Annotated in this window: 18 protein-coding genes, 3 tRNA genes and 1 pseudogene; 8 read left to right on the plus strand and 14 right to left on the minus strand. The window is 72.0% G+C overall.

What is annotated here, in order from left to right; all coding sequences use genetic code 11:
* Positions 1-323: 323 nt before the first annotated feature.
* The gene (locus tag ACLU3S_RS24395; protein ID WP_413954083.1) at positions 324-515 is read left to right on the plus strand and encodes a DUF6274 family protein; all 192 of its coding nucleotides are present in this window, start codon (positions 324-326) and stop codon (positions 513-515) included.
* A gap of 456 nt (positions 516-971) precedes the next feature.
* Here ACLU3S_RS24395 and bldC read toward each other — a convergent pair whose 3' ends face one another.
* Both bldC and ACLU3S_RS24405 read right to left on the minus strand, forming a co-directional pair.
* Positions 972-1178, minus strand: coding sequence for a developmental transcriptional regulator BldC (gene bldC, locus ACLU3S_RS24400; protein ID WP_003949541.1), 207 nt, complete (start codon positions 1176-1178; stop codon positions 972-974).
* Between the two features lie 518 nt (positions 1179-1696).
* Positions 1697-2539 (minus strand): hypothetical protein, encoded by an 843-nt coding sequence (locus tag ACLU3S_RS24405; RefSeq protein ID WP_413954084.1) that lies wholly within the window; start codon positions 2537-2539, stop codon positions 1697-1699.
* A gap of 211 nt (positions 2540-2750) precedes the next feature.
* Here ACLU3S_RS24405 and ACLU3S_RS24410 point away from each other — a divergent pair, with 211 nt between their 5' ends.
* The gene (locus ACLU3S_RS24410) at positions 2751-3857 is read left to right on the plus strand and encodes a Leu/Phe/Val dehydrogenase (RefSeq protein WP_413954085.1); all 1107 of its coding nucleotides are present in this window, start codon (positions 2751-2753) and stop codon (positions 3855-3857) included.
* A gap of 291 nt (positions 3858-4148) precedes the next feature.
* A complete protein-coding gene (locus tag ACLU3S_RS24415) occupies positions 4149-4397 on the plus strand; it encodes a DUF3073 domain-containing protein (protein WP_413954086.1) in 249 nt (82 codons plus the stop codon).
* A 77-nt stretch (positions 4398-4474) separates the two neighbouring features.
* On the opposite strand, the gene purM is transcribed toward ACLU3S_RS24415, so the two are convergent.
* From purM to ACLU3S_RS24435, 4 genes are all read right to left on the minus strand, one after another.
* The gene (purM, locus tag ACLU3S_RS24420; RefSeq protein ID WP_413954087.1) at positions 4475-5542 is read right to left on the minus strand and encodes a phosphoribosylformylglycinamidine cyclo-ligase; all 1068 of its coding nucleotides are present in this window, start codon (positions 5540-5542) and stop codon (positions 4475-4477) included.
* Between the two features lie 34 nt (positions 5543-5576).
* Positions 5577-7106 (minus strand): amidophosphoribosyltransferase, encoded by a 1530-nt coding sequence (gene purF, locus ACLU3S_RS24425; protein WP_413954088.1) that lies wholly within the window; start codon positions 7104-7106, stop codon positions 5577-5579.
* A gap of 211 nt (positions 7107-7317) precedes the next feature.
* On the minus strand, positions 7318-7785 hold the full coding sequence (locus tag ACLU3S_RS24430) for an META domain-containing protein (protein WP_413954089.1): 468 nt from the start codon (positions 7783-7785) through the stop codon (positions 7318-7320).
* Positions 7786-7832: 47 nt separating this feature from the next.
* Positions 7833-8627, minus strand: a complete 795-nt coding sequence (locus ACLU3S_RS24435) for a sterol carrier family protein (RefSeq protein WP_413954090.1) — start codon at positions 8625-8627, stop codon at positions 7833-7835.
* Between the two features lie 352 nt (positions 8628-8979).
* Between ACLU3S_RS24435 and ACLU3S_RS24440 the strand changes: the two genes are divergently transcribed.
* Positions 8980-11673, plus strand: coding sequence for a SpoIIE family protein phosphatase (locus ACLU3S_RS24440; RefSeq protein ID WP_413954091.1), 2694 nt, complete (start codon positions 8980-8982; stop codon positions 11671-11673).
* A gap of 79 nt (positions 11674-11752) precedes the next feature.
* Here the strand turns inward: ACLU3S_RS24440 and purL are convergent, their stop codons facing one another.
* From purL to purS, 3 genes are read right to left on the minus strand one after another with little or no spacing between them, the layout of a single operon-like run.
* On the minus strand, positions 11753-14011 hold the full coding sequence (purL, locus tag ACLU3S_RS24445) for a phosphoribosylformylglycinamidine synthase subunit PurL (RefSeq protein WP_413954092.1): 2259 nt from the start codon (positions 14009-14011) through the stop codon (positions 11753-11755).
* The gene (gene purQ, locus ACLU3S_RS24450) at positions 14008-14688 is read right to left on the minus strand and encodes a phosphoribosylformylglycinamidine synthase subunit PurQ (protein WP_413954093.1); all 681 of its coding nucleotides are present in this window, start codon (positions 14686-14688) and stop codon (positions 14008-14010) included. The genes purL and purQ overlap by 4 nt, the downstream gene beginning before the upstream one ends.
* Positions 14685-14957: a phosphoribosylformylglycinamidine synthase subunit PurS gene (purS, locus tag ACLU3S_RS24455; RefSeq protein WP_413954094.1), complete on the minus strand. Its 273-nt coding sequence runs from the start codon at positions 14955-14957 to the stop codon at positions 14685-14687. Before purS ends, purQ begins: the two co-directional genes overlap by 4 nt.
* A 310-nt stretch (positions 14958-15267) precedes the next feature.
* On the opposite strand from purS, the gene ACLU3S_RS24460 reads away from it, so the two are divergent.
* From ACLU3S_RS24460 to ACLU3S_RS24475, 4 genes are all read left to right on the plus strand, one after another.
* Positions 15268-15585, plus strand: coding sequence for a histone-like nucleoid-structuring protein Lsr2 (locus ACLU3S_RS24460; protein ID WP_031164632.1), 318 nt, complete (start codon positions 15268-15270; stop codon positions 15583-15585).
* A gap of 167 nt (positions 15586-15752) precedes the next feature.
* Positions 15753-15824, plus strand: a tRNA-Gly gene (locus tag ACLU3S_RS24465).
* An 82-nt stretch (positions 15825-15906) separates the two neighbouring features.
* Positions 15907-15979 (plus strand) — tRNA-Gly (locus ACLU3S_RS24470).
* Positions 15980-16397: 418 nt separating this feature from the next.
* A tRNA-Gly gene (locus tag ACLU3S_RS24475) sits at positions 16398-16473 on the plus strand.
* A 49-nt stretch (positions 16474-16522) separates the two neighbouring features.
* Here the strand turns inward: ACLU3S_RS24475 and ACLU3S_RS24480 are convergent.
* The 5 genes and pseudogenes from ACLU3S_RS24480 to ACLU3S_RS24500 all read right to left on the minus strand — a co-directional run.
* A complete protein-coding gene (locus ACLU3S_RS24480; protein WP_413954095.1) occupies positions 16523-17422 on the minus strand; it encodes a phosphoribosylaminoimidazolesuccinocarboxamide synthase in 900 nt (299 codons plus the stop codon).
* Positions 17423-17526: 104 nt separating this feature from the next.
* Positions 17527-19008, minus strand: coding sequence for a N,N-dimethylformamidase beta subunit family domain-containing protein (locus ACLU3S_RS24485; RefSeq protein WP_413954096.1), 1482 nt, complete (start codon positions 19006-19008; stop codon positions 17527-17529).
* Positions 19009-19238: 230 nt separating this feature from the next.
* Positions 19239-20996, minus strand: coding sequence for a hypothetical protein (locus ACLU3S_RS24490; protein WP_413954097.1), 1758 nt, complete (start codon positions 20994-20996; stop codon positions 19239-19241).
* 263 nt (positions 20997-21259) lie between these two features.
* Complete coding sequence (purD, locus tag ACLU3S_RS24495; protein ID WP_413954098.1) at positions 21260-22522, minus strand: phosphoribosylamine--glycine ligase; 1263 nt, start codon at positions 22520-22522, stop codon at positions 21260-21262.
* Between the two features lie 480 nt (positions 22523-23002).
* Positions 23003-23104 (minus strand): annotated as a pseudogene (locus tag ACLU3S_RS24500) (DNA polymerase III subunit gamma/tau); the annotation flags it as partial.

Below are 23104 nucleotides of genomic sequence, written 5' to 3' on the forward strand. Positions count from 1 at the left end.
CGGTGAGCCCGGAGCCACCCCCAGCGCGCAACCCCGGCAGCAGCCGAGCCGCAGCCTCAGCCTCTTCCCTTGCCCGCCCGTCGCGCGGCGCCGTGCCCCGCTCGTCGCGCCCCGGCCGGACGGACGGGAGCGGCGCCGGGAGCCGGACAGGAGACCGTGGGGTGAGCGGCGCAGGGGTGACCTCCCGGCCCCGCGCCCCGGCCGTCGAAGCCCGGCGCAGCCCGCGCCGGCCCTGCGGCGGCCCGCGGCCTTGACGACGTCACATTCCGCCGGTACCCCAGAGACCAGGGGCCGTTCCCCTGTGCGGTACGCGGAGGTGGCGTATGGCGGCATCGGCCAGGCACGAGACGCGGGCGCTGCTGAGGGCGCATCTGTCGGCCGCCTCGTCCTACCGGCACCTCACCCGCCACTGCCCCATCTGTCATCACCTGCTGCGGCTGGCGATGGACTCCGGCCCCCGGCTCCAGGAGAAGGGCGAGGAGGGCGCCGAGGACGAGCGCCCGCGTACGGCGTGACCGGCGGCCCCAACTCCCCCCGGGATGTGGGCCGCTGGGACGGGCGGTTCCATTAGCGCACACCCGCGGGACGCAACAAGTACCCGGTGGTGTGACGGGAGTCACCGCATGAGTTTTGAAAACACCGGTATTTACACCCGCCCTACAACGGATCAATTTAATATGTGCAATTGCACCGCTGCCCGGGGCCGCACACAGCGGTTCCGACAGCCCTCCCCGGACTCCGACAAGACCGCGCACACACGTGTCGGTGGCCTGCGACCTGCGCACAAAAAAGATCGCGCTGGACCCGGCGGAGTCCAGCGCGATCGACGACGCACCCTGTGCCGTTTATGTGCAACGCTCTTGCGGCCTGGGCGTGGGCCCTGTTGGGGCAGGTCCCGCGTCGCTTGGAGCCAGGGTTTCGGGCGCCTCGGCCAGTTGGGGGACCAGCCGGATTGCCCGGTATTGAGTTGTTCAGGCCTCGCTGCGCTGCTGCGGGATGCCCGCGAGCAGAGCGCGGACCTCGGCCTCGCGGTAGCGGCGGTGCCCGCCGAGCGTACGGATGGACGTGAGCTTGCCGGCCTTCGCCCACCGCGTGACCGTCTTCGGGTCGACGCGGAACATGGTGGCGACCTCAGCCGGGGTCAGCAGCGGCTCGGCATCAGGGGTGCGAGCGGTCATGAGCGGCCTCCTCGGGAGAACCGAACCTTCTCGGTTCTTTCCTCTAAATTCTGCACCTTGACCCGCGTTGCCCGAAATGGCGGACGCGAGTCGAGTCGGTTATAGGACGAACGGCTTGTCCTCGGCACTACAACTACACCATCTGTCCAGCCGCGTCGGCCAAACCGATGGAATTGCCCTCCCAGGTGTCCATCAGCGACGGAAGCCGATGGACCATGCCATAGCGGACAGTCACGCCACTGTGACGATCAGTCACAGGGCGATCAGGAGGCACCAGACCCCCCAAAGCGTGCAATGCTGAGATTCCGCCCATAGTGGAGCATAGTTGGACGGACGGAGCCCTCCCCGGGCTCCTTGTCCTATTTTGGCACGAGGGGCGGCAACTAGGGCAAGGCTCTTGTAAGTGCCGTCCGTCACCCTTGAGACAAAAGTCCAGATCCGGGCCAACGTCCCGTCACCTGGCCAAGTGCCGTAGACCGTATGCCGTTCGACGCCGTTCGAGCCGTGACGTGCGTCACTCAGTTGGCCGAACGCCGGTCCCGGACCGCCCGCCACCGCTCCACGAGCCGCGCGTAGGCCTCCCCGGCCGCCACCCCGTCGCCCTCGCGCAACGCCCGGATGCCGTCGGCCACATCGGCCGCCGAGTGGTCGCCCTCCAGTTCGCCCGCCGGCACCACGTGCACCAGACCGCCGTAGTCCAGCTCCACCAGCGAGCGCGGATGGAACTCCTCCAGCCAGCGGCCGACGTCCAGCAGGCCGTCGATGAGCGGCCCTTCCTCCACGGTGTCCTTCAGCGTGCGCAGCGCCCGGGCCACCCGGCGCCGGGCCTGGACCATGGGCGTGCGGTAGCGCAGCACCGGGGGCACGTCGGCGGTCCCCTTGTCGTACCGGCGCTCCTCGTCCGAGACCAGCACGAACCAGTTCAGCGGCACCTGCCAGGTCGCCGTGCGGATCCACGGGCGGGCGTCGGGGTTGCGGGCGAGCCAGCGTTCGTAGTCCTGGGCCGCCTGCCGGCGCACCAACGGGGGCAGCGCCGCGTCCAGCACCGGCTCGGGCAGCTCCTCGGCGAGGTCGCCCAGCGCCTGCCAGCCGCGCAGCCGGGTGCGCCACGGGCACACGCAGACCACCCCGTCGATCTCCAGCACGAAGGCGTCGCTGCTCTCGTGCACCGGCACCGCGACGGGCGGGGTGGGCAGCAAGTCGGCCAGGGAGCGGCGCAGTTCGTCCTGGTACGAGGGGCGCTCGCGGCGGCGGGCGTACCGCGCCCAGTGGCTGCGCTCCGGCTCCGGGAAGGCGCCCAGCGGCTCGTACACGCGTAGGTACGCGGCATAGGGGACGACCACGGAGGACACCTTCGGCACGCCTGCTCCCTCCCCATCGGACCCGGCTTCGAACCACTGCAAAACCACTGCAAATCGTGCCACGGTCATGCGTGCACCGACGGCCCGCAGGAGTGATCCTGAACACTGCGCGGATGGTGGTCGTGCCAAGGCTCTACGCTCATGCCACGGCACCCCGCCACCCGCACGGGGTCCCACCCCACTCGCCGCTACTTACACAGGAGTCACCACAGTGACCGACGTAACCGGCGCGTCTGCCGATGTCCTGCACACCCTGTTCCACTCGGACCAGGGGGGCCATGAGCAGGTCGTGCTCTGCCAGGACCGTGCGACCGGCCTGAAGGCCGTGATCGCCATCCACTCCACCGCCCTGGGCCCGGCGCTCGGCGGTACGCGCTTCTATCCCTACGCGAACGAGGCCGAGGCCGTCGCGGACGCCCTCAACCTCGCGCGCGGAATGTCGTACAAGAACGCCATGGCCGGTCTCGACCACGGCGGCGGCAAGGCCGTGATCATCGGCGACCCGGAGCACCACAAGACCGAGGAGCTCCTGCTCGCCTACGGCCGCGCGGTCGCCTCCCTCGGTGGCCGTTACGTGACCGCGTGCGACGTCGGCACCTATGTCGCCGACATGGACGTCGTCGCCCGCACCTGCCGCTGGACCACCGGCCGCTCCCCCGAGAACGGCGGCGCCGGAGACTCCTCCGTGCTCACCGCCTTCGGCGTCTACCAGGGCATGCGGGCCTCCGCCCAGCACCAGTGGGGCGACCCCGTGCTGCGCGGCCGCAAGGTCGGCATCGCCGGGGTCGGCAAGGTCGGCCACCACCTGGTGCGGCATCTGCTGGACGAGGGCGCCGAGGTCGTCGTCACGGACGTGCGCCCGGACGCCGTCCGGCGGATCCTCGACGAGCACCCCGAGGGCGTCACGGCCGTCGCCGACACCGAGACGCTGATCCGCGTCGAGGGGCTCGACATCTACGCCCCGTGCGCGCTCGGCGGCGCTTTGAACGACGCCTCCGTGCCGGTGCTCACCGCGAAGGTGGTCTGCGGGGCCGCCAACAACCAGCTCGCCCACCCGGGTGTCGAAAAGGACCTCGCCGACCGCGGGATCCTGTACGCGCCGGACTACGTGGTGAACGCGGGCGGGGTCATCCAGGTGGCCGACGAGCTGCACGGGTTCGACTTCGACCGGTGCAAGGCCAAGGCGGCGAAGATCTTCGACACCACGCTGGCAATCTTCGCACGTGCGAAGGAAGACGGGATTCCGCCGGCCGCCGCGGCCGACCGGATCGCCGAGCAGCGGATGGCCGACGCGCGCGCGGGACACGCTGCGCAGTGACCCGGTCGCGCAGGTGAGCGGTACCCGTCGGCGGGAACTTCGAGAGAACTCTCACTTCCACCGGCGGGTCGTTCCCCGATAAGTGGTTAAAATCGCCACTGACCAGCGAGGACAGGGCGCCTCGACGGTCCTGGGCAGACGCGCGTGCTGCGGGCGACGTACCGTATGGGCGCGGGCTCAGGTACCGTGGAAGCCCTACGGACCGGCCTCTCTTTGGGAGAGTCCGTTCCAGATCATGAACGCGTGTCAGACTCTGGGGCCGTCGAGCCCCGTCGTTGAGGGGGTCGAGCCATGGGGCGCGGCCGGGCCAAGGCCAAGCAGACGAAGGTCGCCCGCCAGCTGAAGTACAACAGCGGTGGGACGGACCTCTCACGCCTGGCCGAGGAGCTGGGCGCATCGACGTCGAACCAGTCGCCGAACGGCGACCGCTTCGAGGACGATGAGCACGACGACGACCTGTATGCACGGTACGCCGACCTCTACGAGGACGACGACGAGGACGAGGACGAAGATCCTCAGCAGCACCGTCGCGGCGCTTGACCTTGCATTGACCAGTCCGGTCGGTGGCGGAGCCACCGACCGGCTTCTGTGCTGTCCGCAGGTCGCAGCCCGCCGGGTCAGGCGGCGTAGTCCCCCACCAGCTCCGCGCCGGTGTCCTTGTCGCCGCGGTCGGTGATCTCGCCGGCCACCCATGCGTCGACACCCCGGTCGGCGAGCGTCGCCAGCGCCACCTCGGTGGAGCCCTCGGGCACGATCGCCATCATGCCGACGCCCATGTTCAGGGTCTTCTCCAGCTCCAGGCGCTCGACGTTCCCGGTCCTGCCGACCAGCTCGAAGACCGCCCCCGGGGTCCAGGTGGTGCGGTCGACCACGGCGTGCAGGCCGTCCGGGATCACCCGGGCCAGGTTGGCGGCGAGTCCGCCACCGGTGATGTGCGAGAACGCGTGCACCTCGGTGGTGCGGGTCAGCGCCAGGCAGTCGAGCGAGTAGATCTTGGTCGGCTCCAGCAGCTCCTCGCCGAGGGTGCGGCCCAGCTCGGCGACCTCCGACTCGAGGGCCAGGCCCGCGGTGCCCAGCAGGACGTGGCGGACCAGGGAGTACCCGTTCGAGTGAAGCCCGGAGGACGCCATGGCGATCACGGTGTCGCCCTTACGGATGCGATCCGCGCCCAGCAGCCGGTCGGCCTCCACGACGCCCGTGCCGGCACCGGCGACATCGAAGTCGTCCTCGCCCAGCAGGCCCGGGTGCTCGGCCGTCTCACCGCCCACCAGGGCGCAGCCGGCCAGCACACAGCCCTCGGCGATGCCCTTGACGATGGCGGCGACCCGCTCGGGGTGGACCTTGCCGACGCAGATGTAGTCGGTCATGAACAGCGGCTCGGCGCCGCAGACCACGATGTCGTCCATGACCATGGCGACCAGGTCGTGGCCGATGGTGTCGTAGACGCCCATGCGGCGGGCGATGTCCACCTTGGTGCCGACGCCGTCCGTGGCGGAGGCCAGCAGCGGGCGCTCGTAGCGCTTGAGGGCGGAGGCGTCGAAGAGTCCGGCGAAGCCGCCGAGGCCGCCGAGGACCTCGGGGCGCTGCGTCTTCTTCACCCACTCCTTCATCAGCTCGACGGCGCGGTCGCCCGCCTCGATGTCGACGCCCGCCGCTGCGTAGCTGGCACCAGTTGTCTCAGACATGACTGTGAGAGCTTTCGTGTCGTACTGCAGGGGGTTACGGGCGACGGATCGCGTCGGTCGCGGCCGTGGCGGCGGGACCGGCCGCCAGCTCGGTCTCCAGCAGTTGCTTGCCGAGCAGCTCCGGGTCCGGCAGCTCCATCGGGTATTCGCCGTCGAAGCAGGCGCGGCACAGGTCCGGCTTGGCGATCGTGGTCGCCTCGATCATGCCGTCGAGGGAGATGTAGGCGAGGGAGTCGGCGCCCAAGGAGCGGCCGATCTCCTCGACCGACATGCCGTTGGCGATCAGCTCGGCCCGGGTGGCGAAGTCGATGCCGAAGAAGCAGGGCCACTTCACGGGCGGCGAGGAGATCCGGATGTGGACCTCGGCGGCGCCCGCCTCGCGGAGCATGCGGACCAGGGCGCGCTGGGTGTTGCCGCGCACGATGGAGTCGTCGACGACGACCAGTCGCTTGCCCTTGATGACTTCCTTCAGCGGGTTCAGCTTCAGCCGGATGCCCAGCTGGCGGATGGTCTGCGAGGGCTGGATGAAGGTCCGCCCGACGTAGGCGTTCTTCACCAGGCCGGCGCCGAAGGGGATGCCGGAGGCCTCGGCGTAGCCGATGGCGGCCGGCGTGCCGGACTCCGGGGTCGCTATGACCAGATCGGCCTCGACCGGCGCCTCCTTGGCGAGCCGGCGGCCCATCTCGACCCGGGACAGGTACACGTTCCGGCCGGCGATGTCGGTGTCCGGGCGGGCCAGGTACACATACTCGAAGACGCAGCCCTTGGGCTTCGCTTCCGCGAATCTGGAGCTGCGCAGACCGTTCTCGTCGATGGCGACGAACTCGCCCGGCTCGATCTCCCGCACGAAGCTGGCGCCCACGATGTCCAGGGCGGCGCTCTCGGAGGCGACCACCCAGCCGCGCTCCAGGCGGCCGAGGACCAGCGGGCGGATGCCCTGCGGGTCGCGGCCCGCGTAGAGGGTGTGCTCGTCCATGAAGACGAGGGAGAAGGCGCCCCGCACCTTCGGGAGGACCTGGTGGGCGGCCTCCTCGACGGTCAGCGGCTTGCCGTCCTCGTCGACCTGGGCGGCCAGCAGGGCCGTCAGCAGGTCGGTGTCGTTGGTGGCCGCGACCCGGGTGGAGCGGCTGTTGTTGTCGTTCGGCAGTTTGGCGACCATCTCGGCGAGCCGGGCCGTGTTGACCAGGTTGCCGTTGTGGCCGAGCGCGATCGAGCCGTGCGCGGTGGCGCGGAACGTCGGCTGAGCGTTCTCCCACACGGAGGCGCCGGTGGTCGAGTAGCGGGCGTGTCCGACCGCGATGTGACCCTGGAGCGAACCGAGCGAGGTCTCGTCGAAGACCTGGGAGACCAGGCCCATGTCCTTGAAGACGAGGATCTGGGAGCCGTTGCTGACCGCGATTCCCGCGGATTCCTGACCCCGGTGCTGAAGGGCGTAGAGCCCGAAGTACGTGAGCTTTGCGACCTCTTCGCCCGGAGCCCAGACACCGAAGACGCCGCAAGCGTCCTGGGGGCCTTTCTCGCCGGGAAGCAGATCGTGATTGAGTCGACCGTCACCACGTGGCACGCCACCGAGTGTAGGCGAGGTCGACCACTGGTCCGAATTGGGGAATTCCCGATCCGCGGCGCCGGAACGGGCGGGGTCGATCGAACCGCCCCTGCGGTTTCCGTGTTTGCGCAGGTCACACGGGTTCCCCGGTAAGCCGGTCGGTCACCTTGCACGCCGCGCGGGCCGGCCGCCGGCGCATCGGCCGAGTGCGTGAGTGAGGCGTCGCACATCAATCGGGGGTGCTGCGCGTGAGGCTGACGCGGTCACCGTGACTGTTGGTGAGCGTGAGTGTGCCGTCGACGGTCGTGCCGGTGAGGGTCTGGCCGCCGAGGGCCCCGGCGAGGATGCGCTCGAAGGCCATCCGGGCGCTGTCGCAGGCCATCTTGGTGGTGCGCAGGCCGCCGAAGGTGATGCGGTCGCCCTGCACGGTGGCCGGGGCGCTGAAGGTGTTGCAGCCGAGGTTGCCCGCGGCCCCGCCCTCCTCGTCGATGCGCAGGCGGGCCGGGGCGGGGGCGCGGTGGGTCGTCCCGCCGGCGGTGACGCTCACCACCCGCCATTCGATGCCGGTCACCGGCTCCTGCACGACCACCGCACCACTGTCCGCCTTCTGCGTGCCGCAGGCCACCGCGAGGGGGACGAGCAGGGCGGCCGTCGCCAGGGCCATGTGCCGCTTGTGCCGTTTTATGGCGCTTTCCATGGGAATTTCCATGGCGATTCGACGGCGGACCGGTCCCGCCGGTTCCGCTATGCCCGCAGGGGCAGCAGCGCCTCCAGGTCGGCCCGCTCCCCGCTCGCGCTGACCTTCGCCTCGTGCAGCGCGTCCTTCCAGGCCAGCCGTCCCGTGGCGAGCCGTACCCAGGTCAGCGGGTCGGTCTCCACGACATTGGGCGGGGTGCCGCGGGTGTGCCGGGGCCCCTCGACGCACTGCACGACGGCGTACGGCGGCACGCGCACCTCGGTGGAGCCGCCGGGCGCCTTCACCGCGAGAGCGTCCGCGAGCAGGCGGGTGGCGGTGGCCAGGGCCTGGCGGTCGTACGGCACCTCCAGGCCCGGGACGGCCGCGTTGAGGTCGTCGGTGTGGACGACGAGCTCCGCCGCGCGCGTCACCAGGTACTCGTCCAGGGGCAGCGCGCCCGCGTCGGTCGCCAGCAGCCGGGTGCCGGGGTGCTCGGCGAGGTCGGCCCGCAGGTCGCGGTCGACGTCGGCGAGGTAGGCGTCCGGGTCGGCGTGCCCGGCCGCGACGTCCCGCGTGAGCGCGTCCATGGCGGCGTCGGCGGCCGTGGCGAGCGGCCACTGAACCACCGTCGCGTCCTGCCTGGCCGGGGCCGGCCGGTCCAGGGCGCGGTGGACGGCGGTCACCGCCGTGCCGATGTGCGCCACCAGTTCCCGCACGGTCCGGTCGCCGAGCCGGGTGGGGAGCGCGAGCTGGTCCGCGGTCAGCCCGCGGACGGCTGTGCGCACGTGGTCGAGCTGGGCGAGGACCGCGGCACGGGTCCTGGCGGGGTCGTAATTGCGTGCACGCTTCCTGGCCGGTGGCATGACGGTGAGCCTATGCCTTCACCACGTGACCCTTCAGGCCGTTCTCCCCCGGCTTTCCCCCGGCCTTTCCCCCGGCCTTTCCCCCGGCCCGAAAGCGCGGTGCGGGACGTGCGGCCGGAGTGACCGCCTTCGTCCTGGTGGGGGTACCCGTGACCGTGTGAGGCGGTCCCCGCCCTCGTCTCCGTGCCGGCCGGCGGGCTCGTCCCGTCGATCGGCCGGCCGGTGCCACAAGTGCTATGAAGGGTGGGTGGAGGTGCCTTTCGGGCGATTCCGAACACAGCCGCATGATCCGCTCGCCACGCGCTCTCGTCGGCTCCCTCGCCTGATCAACCCGCGCAGCCTGGCCGGGCAGGTGTTTTTTCTCGAGGTCGTGATCGTGCTGCTGCTGGTCGCCGCTGGGGTGGCGGGGCTGGTGATGCAGGCGGCGAACGACGCCCTCCGGCAGGGCGCGCAGGTCTCGGTCGTCGCCGCCCAGTCGTTCGCGAACGCCCCCGGCACGGCCGCGGCGCTGCGCGGCCCGGATCCCACGGCGGTGCTGCAACCGCGGGCCGAGGAGGCGCGCAAGCGGGCGGGCGTGGACTTCGTCGTCGTCATGAACACCCACGGCATCCGCTACACGTACCCCTATCCGCAGGAGATCGGGAAGAAGTTCGTCGGCACCTTCGAACCGGCGCTGCACGGCCGGACCGTCGTCCAGGAGGCCGGCGGGCCGCCCCTGCCGGCGGGCGGCGGGACGGACGTGCAGGCGGTCGTGCCGGTGACCGACGCGCGCGGCACGGTCGTCGGGCTGGTCTCCGCGGGCATCACGGTCAAGAACGTGGCGCGCCTGTGGATGCCGCAGGCGGCGATCGCCATCGGCGCCGGTGCGGCCGCCCTGGCCCTGGCCGGGGCGGGGACGACGCTGGTGTCGCGGCGGCTGCTGCGGCAGACGCGCGGCCTGGCCCCGGCCGAGCTCGCGGGGATGTACGAGCACCACCACGCGGTACTGCACGCCGTGCGGGAGGGTGTGCTCATCACCGACGCCCAGGGGCGGCTCCTGCTCGCCAACGACGAGGCGCGGCGCCTGCTGGGCCTGCCGGAGGACGCGCCGGGCACCCCCGTGCGGGAACTGGGCCTGCCGGACGGGATCACGGCCCTGCTCACGTCGCCGAGCGCGGTCACCGACGAGGTGCACCCGGTGGACAACCGGCTGCTGTCGGTGAACAAGCGGCCCACCTTCCCGGGGGACCACCTGCGCGGCAGCGTCGTGACGCTGCGCGACACCACGGAGCTGGCGGCGGTGTCGGGACGCGCCGAGGTGGCGCGGGAGCGGCTGCAGCTGCTGTACGAGTCCGGGATGCGGATCGGGACCACGCTGGACGTGCGGCGCACGGCCCAGGAGCTGGCCGAGGCGGCGGTGCCGCAGTTCGCCGACGTCGTCACGGTCGATCTGCTCGAGCCGGTGCTGCACGGCTGGGAGCCGACGACCCAGGACTGGCAGCAGTTGCGGCGCACGGCGATCGGCGGCGCGCCGGAGTCGCTGCCCGTCCATCCGCTGGACGAGACCGTGGCGTTCCCCGCCGGAACCCCGCAGATGCGGGCGCTGCGGCGGGGCACGGGCGTGCTGGAGCCGGACCTGCGGCGGGCACGCGGTTGGCGGGAACACGAACCCGAGCGCACCCGGCAGGCCCTGGAGCTGGGGATACGGTCCCTGCTCACCGTGCCGTTGCGGGCGCGGAACGTGTCGCTGGGCGTGGCGAACTTCTACCGGACCCAGGACTCCGAGCCGTTCGGGCCGGAGGACCTCTCGTTCGCGGAGGAGCTCACCGCGCGGGCCGCGGTGGCCGTCGACAACGCCCGGCGGTTCACCCGGGAGCACGCGATGGCCGTGACACTGCAGCGCAGCCTGCTGCCGCGGGCGCAGCCGGAGCAGGACGCGGTGGAGGTGGCCTGGCGGTATCTGCCGGCCGAGGCGGGCGTCGGCGGGGACTGGTTCGACGTCATCCCGCTGCCGGGCGCACGCGTGGCCCTGGTGATGGGCGACGTCGTCGGCCACGGCCTGCACGCGGCGGCGACGATGGGGCGGCTGCGCACCGCGGTGCACAACTTCGCCGCGCTGGACCTCCCGGTGGACGAGGTGCTCGGCAGCCTGGACGACTTGGTGGTCCGCATGGACCACGAGGAGTCCGTCGGCGACCGCCCCGACGGCCGCGAGGAGTCGGGGGTGACGGGGACGACCTGCCTGTACGCCGTCTACGACCCGGTGACCGGAACCTGCACGGTGGCCAGCGCCGGGCACCCGGCCCCGGTGGTGGTCGGCCCGGACGGGACCGTCACCTGCCCCGAGGTGCCCGTCTCGGCCCCGCTCGGCCTGGAGGGCTACCCCTTCGAACCCGCCGAACTGCACCTGGCGGAAGGCTCCCGGCTGGTGCTGTACACCAACGGTCTGGTGAACGACCGCACCCGCGACCTCGACGTCGGTCTGGGCGCGCTGCGCAGGGTGCTGAGCCGGACCCCGGGGCGCACCCCGGACGAGACGTGCCAGGCGGTGATCGACGCCATGGAGACCGCGTACCGCCGCGACGACATCGCCCTCCTGGTGGCACGCACGCGCGTGTTCCCGCAGTGGCGCGTGGCCGAGTGGGAGGTGCCCTCCGACCCGGCGGTGGTGCCCTCAGTGCGGGCCCGGTGCCGGGAGAGGCTGGAGCGGTGGGGGCTGGAGGAGGTCGCGTTCACCACGGAGCTGATCCTCAGCGAGCTGGTCACGAACGCGATCCGGTACGCGGCCCCGCCCGTCAAGGTACGGCTGCTGTACGGGCACTGTCTGACCTGCGAGGTCTCGGACGCCAGCAGCACCTCCCCGCGCCTGCGGCGGGCGGCGACCACCGACGAGGGCGGGCGCGGGCTGTTCCTCGTCGCGCAGTTCGCCCAGCGCTGGGGCACGCGGTACACCTCCTGCGGCAAGGTCATCTGGACGGAGCAGACGCTCGACGACGACGCGTCCTCCGCCCTGGCCTGCACGCCGGTCGACGCCCTCCTGGAGCAGTTCGGCGATCCCGCGCTGTGAGCCGGGACTCCCCGTCCCGGGCACGACGACGGGCCCGCGCCACCGGGTGGGGCGGTGCGGGCCGTCGTCACAAGGCCGGTCAGGCCAGCAGTGCCGGGATCGTCCCCTCGTGCGCCTCGCGCAGTACGGCCAGGGGGAGGGAGAACTCGCCCTGGACCTCCACGGCGTCGCCGTCCACGACGCCGACGCGGGTGACCGGGAGGCCGCGCGCGCCGCACATGTCGTTGAAGCGGACCTCCTCGGAGCGCGGCACGGCGACGATCGCGCGGCCGGCCGACTCGGAGAAGAGGAAGGTGAACGCGTCCAGCCCGTCCGGGACGACCAGTCGCGCGCCCTTGCCGCCGAGCAGCGCGGACTCCACGACCGCCTGGACCAGGCCGCCGTCGGACAGGTCGTGCGCGGAGTCGATCATGCCGTCGCGGGACGCGGCGATCAGGATCTCGGCGAGCAGCCGCTCGCGCTCCAGGTCGACCTTCGGCGGCAGACCGCCGAGGTGGTCGTGGACCACCTGCGACCAGGCCGAGCCGCCGAATTCCTCCCGGGTGTCGCCGAGGAGGTAGAGCAGCTGGCCCTCCTCCTGGAAGGCGACCGGGGTGCGGCGGGCCACGTCGTCGATCACGCCGAGCACCGCGACGACCGGCGTCGGGTGGATCGCCGCCTCGCCCGTCTGGTTGTAGAGCGAGACGTTGCCGCCGGTCACCGGGGTGCCCAGCTGCAGGCAGCCGTCCGCCAGGCCGCGCACGGCCTCCGCGAACTGCCACATCACCGCCGGGTCCTCGGGCGAACCGAAGTTCAGGCAGTCCGAGACCGCCAGCGGCCTGGCGCCCGTGGTGGCCACGTTGCGGTACGCCTCCGCCAGCGCCAGCTGCGCGCCCGTGTAGGGGTCCAGCTTGGCGTAACGGCCGTTGCCGTCGGTGGCGATGGCGACGCCGAGCCCGGTCTCCTCGTCCACGCGGATCATGCCGGAGTCCTCCGGCTGCGCGAGGACGGTGTTGCCCTGCACGAAGTGGTCGTACTGGGAGGTGATCCACTTCTTGGAGGCCTGGTTCGGGGAGCCCACCAGCTTCAGGACCTGGTCCTTCAGCTCCTCGGACGTCCGCGGGCGCGGCAGCTTGTTCGCGTCGTCCGCCTGCAGCGCGTCCTGCCACTCCGGGCGGGCGTACGGGCGCTCGTAGACCGGGCCCTCGTGCGCCACCGTGCGCGGGTCGACGTCGACGATCTTCCCGCCGTGCCAGAAGATCTCCAGCCGGTCGCCGTCGGTCACCTCGCCGATGACCGTGGCGATGACGTCCCACTTCTCGCAGATCTCCAGGAAGCGGCCGACCTTGTCCGGCTCGACCACGGCGCACATGCGCTCCTGCGACTCGCTCATGAGGATCTCCTCGGGCGAGAGCGTGGAGTCGCGCAGGGGGACGTCGTCCAGCGTCACGCGCATGCCGCCGGAGCCGTTCGAGGCCAGCTCGGAGGTGGCGCAGGACAGGCCGGCCGCGCCGAGGTCCTGGATGCCGACGACCAGCTTCTCCCGGAATGCCTCCAGGGTGCACTCGATGAGGAGCTTCTCCTGGAAGGGGTCGCCGACCTGGACGGCCGGGCGCTTCGACGGCTTGGCGTCGTCGAAGGTCTCGGAGGCCAGGATCGAGGCGCCGCCGATGCCGTCGCCGCCGGTCCGCGCGCCGTACAGGACGACCTTGTTGCCCGCGCCGGAGGCCTTGGCCAGGTGGATGTCCTCGTGCCGCATCACGCCGATGGCACCGGCGTTGACCAGCGGGTTGCCCTGGTAGCAGGCGTCGAAGACGACCTCGCCGCCGATGTTGGGCAGGCCCAGGCAGTTGCCGTAGCCGCCGATGCCGGCGACGACGCCGGGGAGCACCCGCTTGGTGTCGGGGTGGTCGGCCGCGCCGAAGCGCAGCGGGTCCACGACCGCGACCGGCCGGGCGCCCATCGCGATGATGTCGCGGACGATGCCGCCGACGCCCGTGGCCGCGCCCTGGTAGGGCTCGACGTACGAGGGGTGGTTGTGCGACTCGACCTTGAAGGTGACGGCGTAGCCCTGGCCGACGTCCACGACGCCCGCGTTCTCGCCGATGCCGACGAGCAGCGCGTCGCTCTGCGGTGCCTTCTCGCCGAACTGGCGCAGGTGGACCTTGGAGGACTTGTACGAGCAGTGCTCGGACCACATGACCGAGTACATGGCGAGTTCGGCGCCGGTGGGGCGGCGGCCGAGGATCTCCACGATCCGCTCGTACTCGTCCTTCTTGAGGCCGAGTTCGGCCCAGGGCAGCTCGACGTCGGGGGTCGCGGCCGCGTGCTCGACCGTGTCCAGAGGCGTCCGGCTCATGCGTTGACCAGCTTCTTGAGGATCGAGGTGAAGAAGGGGAGGCCGTCGGTACGGCCCGTACCGATCAGCGGCTCGACGGCGTGCTCGGGGTGCGGCATGAGGCCGACGACGTTGCCCGCCTCGTTGGTGATGCCGGCGATGTCGTTGAGCGAGCCGTTCGGGTTGAGGTCCAGGTAGCGGAAGGCGACCCGGCCCTCGGCCTCCAGCTTGTCCAGCGTGTACGCGTCGGCGACGTACCGGCCGTCCATGTTCTTCAGCGGGATGTGGATCTCCTGCCCAGCGCGGTAGTCGCTGGTCCAGGAGGTCTCCGCGTTCTCCACCCGCAGCTTCTGGTCGCGGCAGATGAAGTGGAGGTGGTCGTTGCCGAGCATCGCGCCCGGGAGGAGGTGGGCCTCGGTGAGGATCTGGAAGCCGTTGCAGATGCCGAGGACCGGAAGGCCGGCCTTCGCCTGCTCGATGACGGACTCCATCACCGGCGAGAAGCGGGCGATGGCGCCGGCCCGCAGGTAGTCGCCGTAGGAGAAACCACCGCACAGCACGACGGCGTCGACCTGCTTGAGGTCCTTGTCCTTGTGCCAGAGGGCAACGGGTTCCGCCCCGGCGATACGGATCGCGCGCCGGGAGTCCCGGTCGTCGAGACTGCCCGGGAAAGTGACGACGCCAATACGAGCGGTCACTCGGCCGCCTCCGCTACTTCCGCGGAGTCTTCCACCTTGACGGTGAAGTCCTCGATCACCGTGTTGGCGAGGAAGGATTCCGCAAGATCGTGGATGCGGGCGAGCGCGGCCTCGTCAACGGGCCCGTCGACTTCGAGTTCGAAACGCTTTCCCTGACGTACGTCCGAGATCCCCTGGAAACCCAGGCGCGGCAGCGCACGCTGGACCGCCTGGCCCTGGGGGTCGAGGATCTCCGGCTTGAGCATGACGTCGACTACGACGCGTGCCACTGGCACTCCCGGTGTGTGGTGCTGAGCAGGTCCCTTCAGACTACCCGCACCAAATTTCTACGCGGGTAGAGTTGTAGGAAACTACGTGAGGCGCATCACGATAGGGTGTCGGAGCCGTACGGCCGTGAAAAGTTCTGGGAAAGTTCGACGGACCGCCCGCCATGTCTATTGTGCCCGGACACGCGGACGGATTTAGTCGGGCTTCACTTTGCATTGCCGGGCACTGTACAAATGAATTGGCAATAGCCGATACTCGGCACGTCATCGCCGTTGAGCTGTATCGACGTGCCGCACGAAGGGACCGATATTCGTGGCGCAAAAGGTCGTGGTCACTCTCTTTGACGACATCGACGGCTCGGAAGCGGCGGAAACGATCGCCTTCGGACTCGACGGCAAGTCGTACGAGATCGACCTGAACGAAACCAACGCCAAGAAACTGCGCAAGGCGCTCGCGCCCTACGTAGAGGCCGGCCGCAAGCGGTCGCGGTCCGGCAAGGCGTACAAGCAGACGGAGGTCGCCCCCGACCCGGCGGCCGTCCGTGCCTGGGCCCAGGCCAACAAGATGGACGTCCCCGCCCGCGGACGCATCCCGAAGAAGGTCTACGAGGCGTTCAGCGCCGCGCAGTGAGGCCCGCGAAGGGGCAGCCCTCAGGGTCCGTCAGCGGGCCCTGAGGGCTGTGCACTTGGCGGTGCGCGGGCCGACGGGGGAACCGACTTGCGCTACCCCCCCGTTGATCAGCTAATGTCTGGGACACGCCGAGGGGCGAGGCCGACGGGCCGAATCCCCGAGGACCTGCGGGTGTAGTTCAGTAGTAGAACATCCCCCTTCCAGGGGGAAGGCGCAGTGTGCAATTCCTGTCACCCGCTCTGGCACCGGTCGTCACGACCACTCCTGTGGATCAGGTAGGCTGGTGCCCGCACCGATCGGTGGGAGCCGGTCGGGGGCAGTGCGGACGTAGCTCAGTTGGTAGAGCGCAACCTTGCCAAGGTTGAGGTCGCGAGTTCGAGCCTCGTCGTCCGCTCGGGAGAAAGACCCCGGTCCAATGGACCGGGGTCTTTTCGTTGTCCTGCGCGGACGCGGCGCAGTGGGCAGCCCCGCGCGGGCGATGTGAAGGCCGACACACCGCTGTGTGCCGCGGTGCCGCGCGCGGGCTCGCCCCGGAGGACCTGCCGTCGGCGCCCAGCGGGCTCACCGTGAGCGTCCGGCCGTACGGGCCCGAAACGGATGTGCGGCCCGGGAGTTGGCCCCAGCCCTGATCCCCGCCCCGCGGCTCGCCGGCCCGCCCGGCACGGCGCGCCGGGCGGGCCCTGACGGTCCCCGGGGGCGTGCGGGCCCGGCCCTCCCCGGCGGAGCGCGCCCCGCCGGGCGAAGCCTCCGGGGGCAGTGCGTCTCGCGCGCGGCGGAGGTTGGGTATAGTTGCTCTCGCGCCACGGCGCAAGGCGGACGTAGCTCAGTTGGTAGAGCGCAACCTTGCCAAGGTTGAGGTCGCGAGTTCGAGCCTCGTCGTCCGCTCCACACAGGAAGGCCCCCGGTTTCCACCGGGGGCCTTCCGCGTTGCGGGGGGTCAGTGCCAGGCCATGCCCGTCAGCCGCTCGTACGCCTCCACGTACTTCTGCCGGGTCGCCTGGACGACCTCCTCCGGCAGCGGCGGCGGGGGCTGCTCGCTCCTGCGGTCCCAGCCGGACTCGGCGGAGGTGAGCCAGTCCCGGACGAACTGCTTGTCGTACGACGGCTGCGCGCGACCCGGCTGCCACTGGTCGGCCGGCCAGAAGCGGGAGGAGTCCGGGGTGAGGACCTCGTCGGCGAGGACCAGGGTGTCGCCGTCGAAGCCGAACTCGAACTTGGTGTCGGCCAGGATGATCCCCCGGTCGCGGGCGATGTCCCGGGCCCGCGAGTACACGGCGAGGGTGGACTGGCGCAGCTGGGCGGCGGTCTCGGCGCCGACCTGGCGGGCGACCTCCTCGTAGGGGACGTTCTCGTCGTGCTCACCGACCTCGGCCTTGGTGGCCGGGGTGAAGATCGGGGCGGGCAGCTCGGACCCGTCGACGAGGCCCTCGGGGAGGGCGAGGCCGCAGACGGTCCGGGACTCGTTGTACTCGAGCAGACCCGAGCCGGTGAGATAGCCGCGGGCCACGCACTCGACCGGGATCATCCTCAGCGACCTGCAGACGAGCGTGCGGCCCGCCCAGTCGGCGGGGGCGCCCTCGGGCAGCTCGGTGCCGATCACGTGGTTGGACGCGAGGTCGCACAGCTGGTCGAACCACCACAGGGAGAGCTGGGTGAGGATGCGGCCCTTGTCGGGGATCTCCGTGGGCAGCACCCAGTCGTAGGCGGAGATGCGGTCGCTGGCGACCATCACGAGGTCGCCCGCCTCGTTCTGGTACAGCTCGCGCACCTTTCCGGTGTGCAGGTGCACCAGGCCCGGAACCTGGATCGGCTCGGGCTTTTCTACGAATCCGGACACGGTTCCTCCCCGTGGTTCTGTCCAATGCCTCGATTCTCCCTTATGGGGACGATCGGATTCGGTCAGGGGTCGGCCGCGTCGGTCCGCCGGCGGCCACGCGCGGGTCAGTCCCGTTTGCAGATACGGTCCAGCAGGTTCGCCGTGGCGCGCTGGATACGGGGGTCCACATGGCCGGGGCGGTCCAGGGCCGGGGACCAGGCGAAGGTGCCGGAGGCGAACACCAAGGCGCCGGAGGGGGCCCGGTACAGGGAGGTCTCCTGGTGGCGCAGGGCGCCGTCGCCGTCGGTGTAGGGGGAGTGGGCGAGCAGGATGCGCTCGTCGTGCTCGGGCAGCGGGGTGCGCGGGAAGTACCGGTCGGCCTCGCCGGCGACCAGGCCCTCGATCTCGTCGCCCTCGTGCGCGCCGGTCGCCTCCCACAGCCAGTGGCCGGCGTTGCGCACGACCAGCGGGTGCGGCTCGGGGACGCGGCCCGCGTACTGGATGCCGACCAGCTGCTGCTCGGGCCGGTCGATCTCCCGCCACAGGACTGGCTTCCCGGGGCCCTTGCGCTTGCGGCAGGTCAGCAGCCGGTCGGGGACCCCGGAGGGGGACGGGCCCAGATCCACCTGCCAGTACATGGTGTTGGCGGACAGGAAGACCAGGGAGGTGCCGCGGTCACGGGCCTGCTCGACCGCGCGGCGCATCGGCACCGACCAGTACTCGTCGTGGCCCGGGAACACCAGGCCCCGGTAGCGGGCGGGGTCCACGCGGCCGGCGTGCAGGTCGCGCGCGTCGGCGTAGGCGAGGTCGTAGCCGTAGCGCTCGGCCCAGCGGATGAAGTCGTAGGCGTGCCCGACGTGCAGCGGGAGGCCCGCGCCCGCGTACGGGCGGTCGAAGGACACCGTGGTCGCCGCGTCCGCCTCGCCGAGGAGGCGGCCCTGCTCGTCCCACGCGTGGTAGAGGCTCGCGCCGGTGCGGCCGTCCTCCGGGTACAGGTTGTACGCCTGCCAGGTGATGTCGGGCAGCAGCAGGAGCAGTTCGGCGGGGCGGTCGTCGCGGACCGTGAAGGGCACGTGCGAGCGGTAGCCGTCGGCGGTGGTCAGGACGGCCACATAGGCGCCGATGCTCCAGTGGGCGGGCACCTGGAGGCGCCAGGACAGCCACCAGTGGTGGCAGGAGACCGTGCGGTCGGCGGCCAGCGGCGGGGGCTGGACGATGCCGGAGAGCCGGGGGCTGGTGGTGATCTTGGCGGCGCCGTCGCCGCCGTAGTGGCCGATCCGGTAGACGTCGACGCCGAACTCCTGCGGCGGGTCGACCGTGATGTGGAAGTCGATCGCCGCGCCGGGCGCGACCGCACCGGTGGCGGTGAAGCCCTTGATCTGGCGGCGCACGTCGTCGGCGGACCGGGGGCCGGGGACGCGCGGGGCGGGGCCCACGCCGGTGAGCGGCTGCGCGCCCGGGTCGACGTACCAGGGCACGACGTGACCGGTGTCGTCGAAGTAGGTCTCACTGCCGCGCAGCCAGGGCACCGGGCCCTGGCCGAAGGGGTCCGTCACGGCGTGCGCGAGTGCTCCGGACTCCCAGCGGCGGATGTGGTCCGAGGCCATGGTCGCTCCCCTCCCTCAAGCCCCCGTGTCGTCCTGTCTCGGTGCTGCTCGCTGTGCGCATGGCGCTCGCTGTACGTGTGGGGCTCGGCCGTGCCGTCGTATGTCGCACGCCTTTGCCAGGTGCGTGGTCGCTCCAAGCACATCACATAACGCACGGGCTCGGTCACTACTCGTTGCGAATTGACCTGAACTGGAAGACAGCGCTCCCATTGGCCGGGGCATAGTGGCTGCTAGACGAGCCGTACCGGCTTTTCCGCACGTATGCCCGCTTCGGCCAGCCAGTCGCGCAGCGGGCCCGGGTCCCCCTCCTCGATCAGGCTCAGCACCTTGGGCGTCAGATCGGCCGCCCTCTCACCGTGCAGCAGCAGGGACGGTCCGTCCAGCCAGTCGAGGGCCGGAACCGCCCCGGCGGTGTCGACGGCCGCGCAGCACACCATCGCCGTGACGTGGTCGGCCAGGAGCTCCCGGGCGGTGCGCGGGGGCTGCAGGGGGACCAGCGGCAGGCCGCCGCCGTCGTCCCACAGGGCGCTCCGCGGGCTCTGGCCGGCTGCCGTGGCGCCCCTCGGCACGGCGGTCTCCTCACGGGCCAGTTCCGCGCTCAGTTCGGCCGCGAGGGCCGCGCTGCGCTCCGTACCGGGGTCGGCGTCCTCGTCGTCACGGGCCGGGGCGGCCCGGTGCGATGTGCCGCCGGCGGGCTCGGCGAGGTGGTCCAGGACGCGGGCGAGCGTGGGGCCGCCGGGGACGGGGGCCGGGGGGTTGGTCGGGGGGTTCGGGGCGGGGCGGACGCCGAGGGCGTCGAGGACGCGGTGGAGGCGGGCCGCGTCGGCGCGCCAGGTGCGGTCCACGACCTCCTCCGGGTACGCCTGCCAGTCCACCGGGGCCCAGTCGGGGCCGGACTCGGCGGGACCGCCGTGGAAGAGGCGCGCGGCGAGCAGCGAGGCGGCCTCGTCCACCGTGCCGGGCTCCTCCAGCAGGTCGCAGGCGGGGCGCTCGCCGAGCCGGGAGGCGAAGCCCTCGGCCAGGCGGTCGCGCCGGGACAGCTCGGTGAGCGCGGCCACCACGCCCGCGTCCAGCCGGCAGGGCCAGCGGCCCATGCGCCAGGCGGGCAGGGCGACCCTGGTCAGCAGCCGGTCCCAGCCGGCGTAGGCGAGGCCGACCTGCTCCTGGGCGACGATCCGCAGGCCGTAGTCCACCGCCTGGGCGCGCTCGGCCGCGGCCGCGGCCACCCCGCGCTCCATCTGCGTGGCGTGCTCCCGGCAGCCGTGCAGCAGCAGCCGGGCCACCCAGCCGAGTGCCGCGCACACCCCGCGGGTCAGCGGGCAGCGCCCGGGGGTGGCGGCCACGGCCACCGCCGCGTCCAGACCGCGGACGAAGCGGCGGGCGGCGGCTATGTCCGGGTGCGCCGAGGGGCCCGTACCGGCGATGACCGGGGCGAGGACCGCGCGCAGCTCCCCGACGCGCATCCACCACAGGAACGGGGAGCCTATGACGAGCACCGGCGCGGTCGGCGTGCGGCGGTGCGTCTGCGGTCCGGGACCCGTCAGTTCGTCGGGCGCCGGGCGCGGGGGCGGGCCGTGGGCCGAATGGGTGCGGTCCTCCAGCCAGCTGTCGCAGTCCGGGGTGAGCGCTATGGCCGACGGGGCCGGCACCTCCAGTCGCTCGGCGAGGTCGCGCACCATCCGGTACAGGTCCGGGGCGGACTCCTCGGGAACCGGCACCGTGGGACTCATGGCCGGGCGGGCGCGGGCGACGACCAGGGCGATGCCGGTCGCGGCCAGCAGCACCAGCACGGCGAACACGCCGACGACCCAGCGGGCGGCGTCCCAGCCCGGGCCCACTAGGTGACCGGTGGAACCGCCGGCCAGCAGGATCACCTCGACGCCCGCCGGCAGCACGGCCAGGCCCAGCGCCCGGCCCCGGACCCGCAACACCGCGAGGGCCCGGGAGCGAGCGGCCTGCGCGCCCACTTCCACACCGATTCCGGTCACGTGCCGACCTCACCCCCTCCCTGTCGATGCCGTGCTGTCCTGGTGCTGCTCACTCCCCCACTGTGGCACCCGCCACTGACAACGCAATGCCGGTGGGCCAAGTGCCGGAACGCTTGCGCGGCACCCTAGTTGGGGCCTCCGCCCTCGTCAGCCGGATAGACGATCGCTCACTCGATGGAATGGCTTTGGTCAGAGCTGGGTGACATTCGGCAAAGATCAGGCCCCGGGTTGTGATCCCGGGGCCTGGGTGGTGTGCGGGCAGGTCAGCGGCGCGCGGCCGGCTCCGCGGCCTTCGCCGCGATGTCCGTGCGGTGCTGCGAGCCGTCGAGCCGGATCCGGCCCACCGCCCGGTACGCCCGCTCGCGCGCCTCGGTCAGGTCCCTGCCGGTGGCCGTGACCGACAGCACGCGACCGCCCGCGCTGACGATCGCGTCGCCGTCCCGCCGGGTCCCCGCGTGCAGCACGTACGCGTGCGGGGCGTCCTCGGCGGCCACCTCGTCCAGACCGGTGATCGGGTCGCCGGTGCGCGGGGTGCCGGGGTAGTTGCGCGAGGCGACGACGACCGTGACCGCCGCGTCCTCGCTCCAGCGCAGGGGCGGCAGGTCGGCCAGGTTGCCGGTGGCGGCGGCCATCAGCAGGCCGGCCAGCGGGGTCTGCAGGCGGGCCAGCACGACCTGGGTCTCCGGGTCGCCGAAGCGGGCGTTGAACTCGATGACCCGCACTCCGCGGCTGGTGATCGCCAGGCCGGCGTAGAGCAGGCCGGAGAAGGGGGTGCCGCGCCGCCGCAGCTCGTCCACCGTCGGCTGCAGCACGGTCTGCAGCACCTCGTCGACCAGCTTCGGGTCGGCCCAGGGCAGCGGCGAGTACGCGCCCATGCCGCCGGTGTTGGGGCCCTCGTCGCCGTCCAGGGCGCGCTTGAAGTCCTGCGCGGGCTGCAGCGGGACGACGCTCTCGCCGTCGGTGACGGCGAACAGGGAGACCTCGGGGCCGTCGAGGAACTCCTCGATCACCACGCGCTCGCAGGCGGCCGCGTGCGCCTTGGCGGCCTCCAGGTCGGAGGTGACGACGACGCCCTTGCCGGCGGCGAGACCGTCGTCCTTCACGACGTAGGGCGCGCCGAAGGCGTCGAGGGCCGCGGCGGCCTCCTCGGCGGTGGTGCAGACGTACGACCGGGCGGTCGGCACCCCGGCCGCGGCCATGACGTCCTTGGCGAAGGCCTTGGACCCCTCCAACTGCGCGGCCTGGGCGGACGGGCCGAACACCGGGATGCCGGCGGCGCGCACGGCGTCGGCCACCCCGGCGACCAGCGGGGCCTCCGGACCGACGACGACCAGCTCGGCACCGAGCCCGGTGGCCAGCTCGGCCACCGCCGCGCCGTCGAGCGCGTCGACCTGGTGCAGCTCGGCCACCTCGGCGATGCCGGCGTTGCCGGGGGCGCAGTGCAGCGCGGTGACGTCGGGATCGAGGGACAGGGAGCGGCACAGGGCGTGTTCGCGGGCGCCGCTGCCGATGACGAGGACCTTCACGGGGTCAGCCTACTGGCAAGGTCACCGACACCCGGGGGGCGGGCGAGCTGTGGGTTCCTACCAAGGGTGCGGGGGCTTTGCTCCCTGTTACCTGCTCGTCCGGGACTCCGCCGCGCGCTTCCCTGCCGGTCCCGGAATCCTCTGCGTGCTTCCTTGCCCGTTCCGGAATTCTCTGAGCGCTTCCCTGCCCGTTCCGGAATCCTCTGCGTGCTTCCTTGCCCGTCCGGAACTCTGCCGCACGCTTCCCTGCCCCTGCGGGACTCCGCCGCACGCTCCCCGGGCCCTGCGGGACTCCGCCACACGCTTCCCTGCCCGACCCGGACATCGCCGCACGCTCCCCGGGCCCTGCGGAACTCCGCCGCGCGCTTCCCTGCCCGTCCCGGACTCCGCCGCACGGCCCCCTGTCCCTGCGGGCTCCGTCCTGCCCGACCCGGACTCCTCCGCACGCTCCCCAGCCCGACCCGGACTCCGCCCGCGTGCCTATTCGTTCGTGAACTCCTCGACCACCGTGGCCCCCAGTTCCCGGACGATCAGTTCGTGGCCGGACAGGGCCGACTCGTCCAGGTCGGGGTCGTCGTCCTC

The organism is Streptomyces sp. AF1A (genome assembly GCF_047340315.1).
Lineage (GTDB): Bacteria > Actinomycetota > Actinomycetes > Streptomycetales > Streptomycetaceae > Streptomyces.

Excerpts from the sequence above, each read along its gene's own strand:
- ACLU3S_RS24395 (WP_413954083.1), top strand. The coding sequence starts at position 324 with ATGGCGGCATCGGCCAGGCACGAGACGCGGGCGCTGCTGAGGGCGCAT.
- bldC (WP_003949541.1), bottom strand. The coding sequence starts at position 1,178 with ATGACCGCTCGCACCCCTGATGCCGAGCCGCTGCTGACCCCGGCTGAG.
- ACLU3S_RS24415 (WP_413954086.1), top strand. The coding sequence starts at position 4,149 with ATGGGGCGCGGCCGGGCCAAGGCCAAGCAGACGAAGGTCGCCCGCCAG.
- purM (WP_413954087.1), bottom strand. The coding sequence starts at position 5,542 with ATGTCTGAGACAACTGGTGCCAGCTACGCAGCGGCGGGCGTCGACATC.
- ACLU3S_RS24430 (WP_413954089.1), bottom strand. The coding sequence starts at position 7,785 with ATGGAAAGCGCCATAAAACGGCACAAGCGGCACATGGCCCTGGCGACG.
- ACLU3S_RS24435 (WP_413954090.1), bottom strand. The coding sequence starts at position 8,627 with ATGCCACCGGCCAGGAAGCGTGCACGCAATTACGACCCCGCCAGGACC.
- purL (WP_413954092.1), bottom strand. The coding sequence starts at position 14,011 with ATGAGCCGGACGCCTCTGGACACGGTCGAGCACGCGGCCGCGACCCCC.
- ACLU3S_RS24485 (WP_413954096.1), bottom strand. The coding sequence starts at position 19,008 with ATGGCCTCGGACCACATCCGCCGCTGGGAGTCCGGAGCACTCGCGCAC.